The sequence below is a fragment of the Streptomyces sp. S6 genome (assembly GCF_054880855.1).
Map to the genome: position 1 here is coordinate 1 of NZ_JBTYMC010000305.1, position 7,901 is coordinate 7,901.

A 7,901-nucleotide genomic window follows, 5' to 3' on the forward strand; every position below is an offset into this window, starting at 1 on the left:
ATCTGCGCACCGGCGGCGTGATGGCCAGTCTCTCCCTCCTCGTCAGGGAGGCCGCGATCCGCTCCATCCTGGACGGAAGCCTCGCGATCACGAAGAAGCAGCTGTCGCAGGAGGTGAGGCGGTCGGGGCCGGGGGGCTGGAGGTTGCCGTCGTGCTCGAAGCACAGGGGTGTGCCGTCGAGCCGTTCGACGACGATCTGTCTGCCTCGGCCGTAGCGGACGCCGGGCAGGCCGAGGTGGGCGGCGCGGCGGGTGAGTTCGGGGACCTCGTGGGGGGCGACGGGCGAGCCGATGGCGCAGACGTCGAGGAGTCCGTCGTCCAGCTCCGAGTGCGGGAGCACCTGGTACCGGCCGCCGCGGAAGCGTCCGCCGCCGACGTTGGCGAGGACGGTGGGGCCCTCGTGGAGGACGGTGCCGTCGACGCTGACCCTGCCGGGGTAGGGCGTGAAGGTGTCGGCCGCCTCCTGGAACGCCGTCGTGTAGCGGTCGCGGCCGGTCTGCGGGACGTGGCGGGCGACGCGCAGGGCGTCGGCGATGACGCCGGAGCAGGCGCCGAGGAACACCTTGGCGCCGGTCTCGGCGAGGCGGGCCAGGTCAAGGCGGTACAGGCGGGCGCCGCTGCCGGGGCCCGCCAGGACCGCGCGCAGGGCGGTCTGCCAGGGGCGGTCCGCCCACAGCATCTTGTAGCCGGAGTTCCCGGTGCCGGCGGGCACGATGAACAGGGCCGGGGCACCGGGCGTCGTGCCGAGGCCGTCGACGACCTCGTGCACGGTGCCGTCGCCGCCCACGGCCACGATCAGGTCCGGCCGGGGCCCCTCCATGCCCTCGCTCGCGTCGCGGACCGCCGAGGTGGCGTCGCCGCGGGCCGCGGTGCGGTGCAGGCGCACCTCGGGCGCGTACGCGCCGCACAGGGCGAGGATCTCCGCCGTCAGGCTCTCGCTCGTGCTGCCCGCAGCGGGATTGACGACGACGAGGACACGCCGCACGGGCGCCTCGGGTTCTTCCATCACGGACACGCTCCGAATACCGGCGAGACGGGCACAGCGAGCGGAGAGGGCAGGATTCGAACCTGCGCAGGCGGGCAAACCACCCGACCGGGAAACCCCGGCCCCCGATCAACCACTCCGGGCACCTCTCCAAACGGAGAGGGCAGGATTCGAACCTGCGCAGGCGGGCAAACCACCCGACCGGGAAACCCCGATCCCCGATAAACCGCTCCGGGCACCTCTCCAGCGATCCCGGATCCGGATTTCTTTCGCTCCGGTCCCGTTCACGAGTACAACTCTGCCGGACCCTTCTGACGTCTCGCTGATATCCGCCTGACGACCTCGGAGGGGGAATTCGTCAGGACGCAATCAGGTGGCTGTCAGGCATTTCGCCGAAGCTGCAATTCCGCACGACTCACACGACGAACCATCTCGCGCGAGGGGACCCAGGCATGAATCCTCCCTATAACGACGCCCTGCCAGGACGGCAGGGCGGGAGCGACAAGAGCGTCGGCGCGTCGGCGACGTTCTCCGAGTTGCTCCAGCGTGTCAAGGCGGAGGGCCTGCTCGATCTGGCCCCCGGTTACTACTACTTCCGCCTCACGCTCAACGCCGCCATCTTCGCCGCCGGCCTCGTCGCGTTCTTCGCTCTCGGCGACTCCTGGCTCCAGTTGCTGGTGGCCGTGTGGATGGGGTTCAGCGGCGGCCAGAGCGCCTTCATGTGGCACGACGCCGGCCACAAGGCCATGTTCCGCAAGCGCCGCCCCGCCGACATCGTCGGCTACCTCCACGGGAACCTGGTCAACGGGGTGAGCTACGGGTGGTGGGTCAACCACCACAACCGGCACCACTCCCACCCCAACCACCTGGACATGGACCCGGACATCGGCCGGCGCACCATCATCTTCGACATCAACCAGTACGCGACCCGCAAGGGCCGCCAGAAGCTCGTCGTCCGCTACCAGAGCGTGCTGTTCTTCGTACTCCTGGTGCTGGAGGCGTACAAGACGCAGAAGACCGCGGTGCAGATGATCGCGCGGCGCGAGGTGCCGCATCCGCTGCTGGAGGCCGGCCTCCTCGTGGCCCGTACGGCGATCTACCTCACGCTCGTGTTCACCGTCCTGCCGCCGCTGCTGGGCGTGGCCTTCATCCTCGTCCAGAACGCCTCTCTCGGCGTGTACCTGGGCATGATGTTCGCGCCGAACCACAAGGGCATGGAGCTGCGTGAGGGTGAGGAGGAGACCCTGGACTGGCTGGCCCGGCAGGTGCTGACCTCCCGCAACATCCGCCCGTCCGTGCTCGTCGACTTCATGTACGGCGGACTGAACTACCAGGTGGAGCACCACCTGTTCCCGTCGATGCCGCAGAAGAACCTGGCGCGGGCCCGCGAGTTGACGCGTGAGTACTGCGCCGAGCGCGGGATGCCGTACCACGAGGTCGGTTTCTGGACCTCGTACCGGGAGGTCGCCTCCTTCCTGCACGAGGTCAGCGCGCCCGTCCGGCAGGGCACCGCCGGCGCGGCGGCCCGCGCGGCCTGACCCCGCTCCCCCGCCCCGGCTCCGGCACCCCCTGCCGGAGCCGGGCCTCCTCACGTCCAGATCCCGTTCCCGAGAGGAGCCTGACGCCGTGTCCGAAGAGTCAGCCAGAGTGATCCCGGCGCCGGGTGCGCACACGCATCCCCTGTCCGTGGGCGAGCGGCTCGACCGGCTGCCCGTTCTCGCGTCCCACCACCGGCTCTCCGGCGTCATCGGGGTGGGCCTGCTGTTCGACATGTACGAGAACAACCTGTCGGGTGTGCTGTCGAAGGTGCTCCAGGCCGACTTCGCGCTGACCAGCACCTCGCTGAAGCTGGTGCTGGCGTCCGCGTTCATCGGCCAGTTCCTCGGCGCGGTGGTGCTCGGCCGGTTCGCCGACCGGTTCGGCCGGCGGCGGGCCTTCCTGGTCAACCTGGCGCTGTACTCGGGCGCTTCGCTCGCGGGCGCGTTCGCGCCGTCGGTGGCCTGGCTGGTGGCACTGCGGTTCGTCGCGGGGATCGGCATCGGGGCGGAGCAGTCGCTGACCGACAGCTATCTCGCGGACGTGCTGCCCGCCCGGCACCGGGGGAGGCTGATCGCGTGGACGTACACCATCGGTTTCTGCGGGGTGCCGGCGGTGGGGCTGCTCGCGATGTGGCTGGTGCCGCTCAGTCCGCTCGGCATCGCCGGGTGGCGCTGGCTGTTCCTGTTCGGCGGGCTCGGTTCGGCACTGGTGTGGGTGCTGCGCCGGGGTCTGTTCGAGTCGCCGCGCTGGCTGGCGGCGGCGGGGCGGCACCGGGAGGCGGAGGAGATCACGGCGAGGCTGGAGGCGGAGGCGGGGCCGTCGTACGTCACCGGGTCCGAGGGCTCGGGCGCGTCCTCGACGGGTGAACGCCGTGAGAGGCAGCCGCGGCGCGGCATGCTGCGGACGCTGTTCTCCCCGGCGTACCGCCGCCGTACGGTGATGCTGTGGGTGTTCTGCCTGCTGTCGACGGTCGGCTACTACGGGTTCGGCACGCTCGCGCCGCAGGTGCTGGCGGCGAAGGGGTACGGGGTGGTGGCGGGGCTCGGGTACACGGCCGTGTCGTTCTTCGGTTACCCGGTGGGTTCGCTGCTGGCGGCGCTGCTGATGGACCGTGCCGAGCGGAAGGTGCTGGTGGCGGTGTCGGCGTGTGCCATGGCGGGGGCCGGGCTCGGTTTCGCGTTCGCCGGTTCGGGCCTGTGGGTGGTGGTCTTCGGCTTCGCGTACACGCTGCTGAGCAACGTCTTCTCGGCCGCCTCGCACGTCCTGCTGGCGGAGCAGTACCCGACGGCGATCCGGGCCGGTGCCTCAGGTCTCGCCTACTCGCTGTCGAAGCTGACGGCGGCGGCCCTGCCGTTCGTGCTGCTGCCGCTGCTGGACGCGGGCGGCGCGGGCCTGCTGTTCACGGTGATCGCGGGCGCGATGGCGCTGCTGGCGCTGGACGTCGCCGTCCTCGGGGACCGCACGACGGGCCGGCCGGTGGACCTGGCGCCAACCCGCTGAGCACGGCCGTGGCGGCCACCCTCCCGAGGGGGTGGCCGCCACGGCCGTGCGGGCGACGGGGAAGGTGTCAACCGAGGATCTCCTCGGCCAGCCGGGCGTCCAGGAGCCGGACGGCCTGGTCGGCGTTGCGGGCGATCTCCTCGTCGTCCGGGGCGCCGATGACGGCCATGAGGTACTCGACCATGGAGTGGCGCAGTTCGTCAGTGCTCTTGGCGGTCTGGACGGTGCTCGTCTCGGTGGTCACGGGTGTCTCCCTGGGGTCGGTGTCAGAAGGAGTTGCAGGCGCGGAAGATGTGCGCGAAGGACGGCAGCGACGCCTGGCCCTGGAAGGCCACGTACTCCGGGATGCTCAGCTCGGGCCCCCACTTCTCCTTGTAGGCGAGCTGGGTCTGCGCCGGGTACAGGGCGCCGCCCTCGGCCCACAGGAAGTGCATGAGCCAGCTGAAGGCGGGGCTGTGGCCGGGCAGTTCGGCGCCCGCGTCGAGTCCGGTGAAGGGGGTGAAGCCGAAGTGGAGCCACGGGACGCCCTCGGCCCGGAAGATCTCGATGGCGTGCGCGTTGACGGCTTCCATCAGCCCGGGTGAGCCGCCGGGCAGCCGGCGGCTGAGGTCGTGCATCCAGCCGGCCCGCTCGCCGTAGACCGGGGAGTAGGAGATGTAGGCGACGGGTTCGTCGTCGATGGTGCCGAGGAAGAGCCGGCGGTGTTCCTGCGCGGGGCCGCCGATCTGGCCGACGAGGAACTCCAGCGGCCGGACGTTCTCGCCCTTCGAGCCGAGCCAGGCGCCGTCGATGCGCTCGATGGCGCCCTGCCAGTTCCCGGCGTCCACCTCCTGGATCACCAGGCCGTTGCGCAGCGCGCGGGAGATCTTGTTGCGCAGCTGCATGTACTTCGTCCCGCGCAGGCTGAACTCCGCGAGCCGGACGGCCCAGGAGGCGCCCATCTGGTTGACGGTGAAACCGTGACGGACGTAGACCTCGGCGTCCGTGCGCTGGAGCTGCACCCCCACCACGCGCAGCTCCTGCTGCCGGGCGTGCTCCAGGAAGGCGCGCAGCAGGCGTTCGTACGTCTCGGGCGGGGCGAACGGGCCGCCGAACTGGACGGCGTAGTTCCCGGTCCGGCGGTAGTACACGGCACCGTCGGTGCCGGGCAGCGTGAACACCTCCTTGTCGTCGTTCATCGCCAGAAAAGCGCTGGGGTTTTCCGCCTGGGTCCAGTTCCTGATGGCGTGCAGAGTTGTTTCGGGCATGAGGAAAGTAGAGCAGACATCAATTCGCCTCAGGAAGAGGCCGCGAAGCGGGATCAAGGGAACGTCAGACCATGGTCAGCAGCGCGTCAGGACTGCGTCAGAGAACGCTGTAACACTCTTTTCCGACCAGGCTGCACAAGGAATTCAACGGCAATACGGAGGCATTTTCTATGGGGCGGCCGATGGAAACGCCGGGAAAGCGCAGCTATCACCTCTACATCGGCGGTGAGGATGTGGAGAGCGATCACTGGGTGTACACCGTCAGCTCGCGTTCGCTGCTGGAGGACGTCTTCACGAGCGTCAGTCTGAAGCGCGAACTGGAGCGGAATCCGGAGTCGGACGCGGCGAACCACCCGTACGTGGCGGGCCGGTGCGCGGTGGCGAGCGACACGGACATCGACCGGGCCGCCGTGGCAGCCGCGGCGGCGGCTCCGGTGTGGGCGGCCGTCCCGCTGGACGAGCGGATGCGGCTGGGCACCCTGTTCCGCGAGGAACTCCTGCGCCGTCAGGACGAGTTCACCGAGATGCTGATGCTGGAGGGCCATCCGGTCAAACTGGCCCGCTGGGAGCTGAGCTGTCTGCTCCAGGTCTACAGCGAGGAGAGCCTCGGCTGGTACCGGCAGCGGATGCACACCGAGTTCGAGCACGGTTCCCGGCGGCTGATCGTGCGCCGTCAGCCGGACGGTGTGGTCGCGTTCAACCCGCCGCAGAACGCTCCCGCCCCCAGCGCCGCCCTGGCCGTGCTCGCCGTCATGGCGGGCAACGCGGTGGTGGTGCGGGCGCCGCGCAGCATCGCGCTGAGCACGATGTGGCTGATGCGGGACGTGGTGGCACCCCTGCTCGACCAGGTGGGTGCGCCGCCCGGGGTGCTCAACGCGATCTGCGGGAACCCCCGGCAGACCATGGACCGTTGGCTCGAAGACCCGCTGATCAACGACATCTTCTACATCGGCGGGAGCCAGGAGGGCCTGCGGTTCCAGGAGAGCTGCGTGGCCCGCGGCAAGAAGCCGATCCTCGAACTGGCCGGCAACGACGGCATCGTGGTGTGGAAGGACGCCGACGTCGAGCGGGCGGCGCAGGCCATCTCGGAGGCGTTCTACGGCTCCGGCCAGATCTGCATGGTGCCCAACTACGTGCTGGCGCACCCGGAGATCGCCGACCGGCTGGTCGAGGAGGTCGGCAGGCGGGCGGCGGCGATCCGTCCCGGCTATCCGGAGGACCCGGAGGTGCTGCTGTCGCCGGTGCGCCGCAGCGAGCGGTTCTTCGCGCTGCTCCAGCAGGCCCGTGACCGGGGCGCCGAGCTCGTCACCGGCGGCAGCCGGGCCGAGGTGGACGGGACGCCGTCCGAGACGGGCGTCTTCCTCCAGCCGACGGTGCTGCGGGTGGAGGGCCTGACCGAGGCCCGCAAGTACGACGTGGTCCGCGAGGAGACGTTCTTCCCGCTGCTGCCGATCGTGGTGCCCGAACAGGGTTCGGACGACGAGCTGCGCGAGCGGATGATCGCCTTCGTCAACTCCAACGAGTACGGCCTGCGCAACTCGCTGTGGACCGGCTCGGAGGACATCATCGACGACTTCGTGCGCCGGGTGGGCAACGGCGGCCTGCTGAAGGTCAACGACTCCCACATCGGTTTCCTGCCCTACCTGCCGAGCCACGGCGGCACCGGTCTGACCGGCGGCGCCTTCGGCGAGGCCAACTATCCGATGCTCAAGACCTCGCACCTCCAGGGCGTGAGCATCGCGCGGGACGTCAGTCCGCACGAGGCGGTCTTCGGCTCCTGATCCCCGCTCCCCCCATCCCCCTCTCGGAGATCTGCCATGCGATCCCTGACCCTCGCACGCGACGTGTGCGAACGTCATCACCCGGGCCTCCTCGCGGCGCTGGAGTCCCTCCCCTTCACCGAACGCGAGTCGGCGGGTTCCCCGGTGACCGCGCTGCTGCGCGAGCACGACGGACCGGGCCTGCTGGTGCCGCGGGAGTACGGCGGTGCGGGCGCCGGCCTGCTGGACGCGATCCGGGTGCAGCGGGCCGTGGGCTCGGTGTCGCCGTCCCTCGCGGCGGCGAGCGCGATGCACCACTTCACCGTCGCCATGCTGTTCGAACTCGCCGCGGACAGCGGGCGGCTGACGCCCGCGCAGACGAAGCTGCTGCACGGCATCGCGCCGGAGCGGCTGCTGCTGGCCTCCGGCTGGGCGGAGGGCCGTACCCAGCAGAACATCCTGCTCCCGTCGGTGACCGCCTCCCCCACTGACGGCGGCTATCTCCTCAACGGCGTCAAGAAGCCGTGCAGCCTCGCCCGTTCCATGGACCTGCTGACCGCGAGCATCGCGGTGCCCGGCGCGGACGGCACGCCGGAACTCGCCCTGGCACTGCTGCCCGCCGACTCCGACGGCGTCGCGGTGGAGCCGTTCTGGGCCAACGAGGTGCTGGCGGGCGCGGAGAGCGACGAGGTGCGCCTGACCGACGTGTTCGTGCCGGACGACCTCGTCGTGCGGACCGCGCCGGAGGCCCCGCATCTGCTGGCCGACCTCCAGACGATCGGGTTCATCTGGTTCGAGCTGCTGATCTCGGCGGGCTACGCGGGGGCGGCGACCGCCCTGGCCAGGGCCGTGCTGGAGCGCGGGCGCGGT

The 7,901-nt window shown here is 70.4% G+C and carries 7 protein-coding genes and 2 tRNA genes; 4 read left to right on the forward strand and 5 right to left on the reverse strand.

Annotated features, from left to right (window positions below):
- The 3 genes from ACVNF4_RS29150 to ACVNF4_RS29160 all read right to left on the reverse strand — a co-directional run.
- Positions 1–1,006, reverse strand: a 1,006-nt coding sequence (locus ACVNF4_RS29150; RefSeq protein ID WP_461805874.1) for a diacylglycerol/lipid kinase family protein, incomplete at its 3' end; no start/stop codon positions are given.
- Between the two features lie 41 nt (positions 1,007–1,047).
- A tRNA-OTHER gene (locus ACVNF4_RS29155) sits at positions 1,048–1,137 on the reverse strand.
- A 3-nt stretch (positions 1,138–1,140) separates the two neighbouring features.
- Positions 1,141–1,230: transfer RNA gene (locus ACVNF4_RS29160), tRNA-OTHER, on the reverse strand.
- Between the two features lie 207 nt (positions 1,231–1,437).
- Here ACVNF4_RS29160 and ACVNF4_RS29165 point away from each other — a divergent pair.
- Both ACVNF4_RS29165 and ACVNF4_RS29170 read left to right on the forward strand, forming a co-directional pair.
- A complete protein-coding gene (locus ACVNF4_RS29165; protein WP_461805875.1) occupies positions 1,438–2,523 on the forward strand; it encodes a fatty acid desaturase family protein in 1,086 nt (361 codons plus the stop codon).
- Positions 2,524–2,611: 88 nt separating this feature from the next.
- A complete protein-coding gene (locus ACVNF4_RS29170; protein ID WP_461805876.1) occupies positions 2,612–4,024 on the forward strand; it encodes an MFS transporter in 1,413 nt (470 codons plus the stop codon).
- Between the two features lie 67 nt (positions 4,025–4,091).
- Here ACVNF4_RS29170 and ACVNF4_RS29175 read toward each other — a convergent pair whose 3' ends face one another.
- Positions 4,092–4,268, reverse strand: coding sequence for a hypothetical protein (locus ACVNF4_RS29175; RefSeq protein ID WP_461805877.1), 177 nt, complete (start codon positions 4,266–4,268; stop codon positions 4,092–4,094).
- Between the two features lie 22 nt (positions 4,269–4,290).
- Complete coding sequence (locus tag ACVNF4_RS29180) at positions 4,291–5,271, reverse strand: bifunctional lysylphosphatidylglycerol flippase/synthetase MprF (protein WP_461805878.1); 981 nt, start codon at positions 5,269–5,271, stop codon at positions 4,291–4,293.
- Between the two features lie 182 nt (positions 5,272–5,453).
- Here ACVNF4_RS29180 and ACVNF4_RS29185 point away from each other — a divergent pair, with 182 nt between their 5' ends.
- Together ACVNF4_RS29185 and ACVNF4_RS29190 are read left to right on the forward strand one after the other, a co-directional pair.
- Positions 5,454–7,052, forward strand: coding sequence for an aldehyde dehydrogenase family protein (locus tag ACVNF4_RS29185; protein ID WP_461805879.1), 1,599 nt, complete (start codon positions 5,454–5,456; stop codon positions 7,050–7,052).
- A gap of 36 nt (positions 7,053–7,088) precedes the next feature.
- Positions 7,089–7,901, forward strand: an 813-nt coding sequence (locus tag ACVNF4_RS29190) for an acyl-CoA dehydrogenase family protein (RefSeq protein ID WP_461805880.1), incomplete at its 3' end; no start/stop codon positions are given.

Coding starts and splice junctions, on each gene's coding strand:
- ACVNF4_RS29165 (WP_461805875.1), top strand. CDS start 1,438: ATGAATCCTCCCTATAACGACGCCCTGCCAGGACGGCAGGGCGGGAGC.
- ACVNF4_RS29180 (WP_461805878.1), bottom strand. CDS start 5,271: ATGCCCGAAACAACTCTGCACGCCATCAGGAACTGGACCCAGGCGGAA.
- ACVNF4_RS29185 (WP_461805879.1), top strand. CDS start 5,454: ATGGAAACGCCGGGAAAGCGCAGCTATCACCTCTACATCGGCGGTGAG.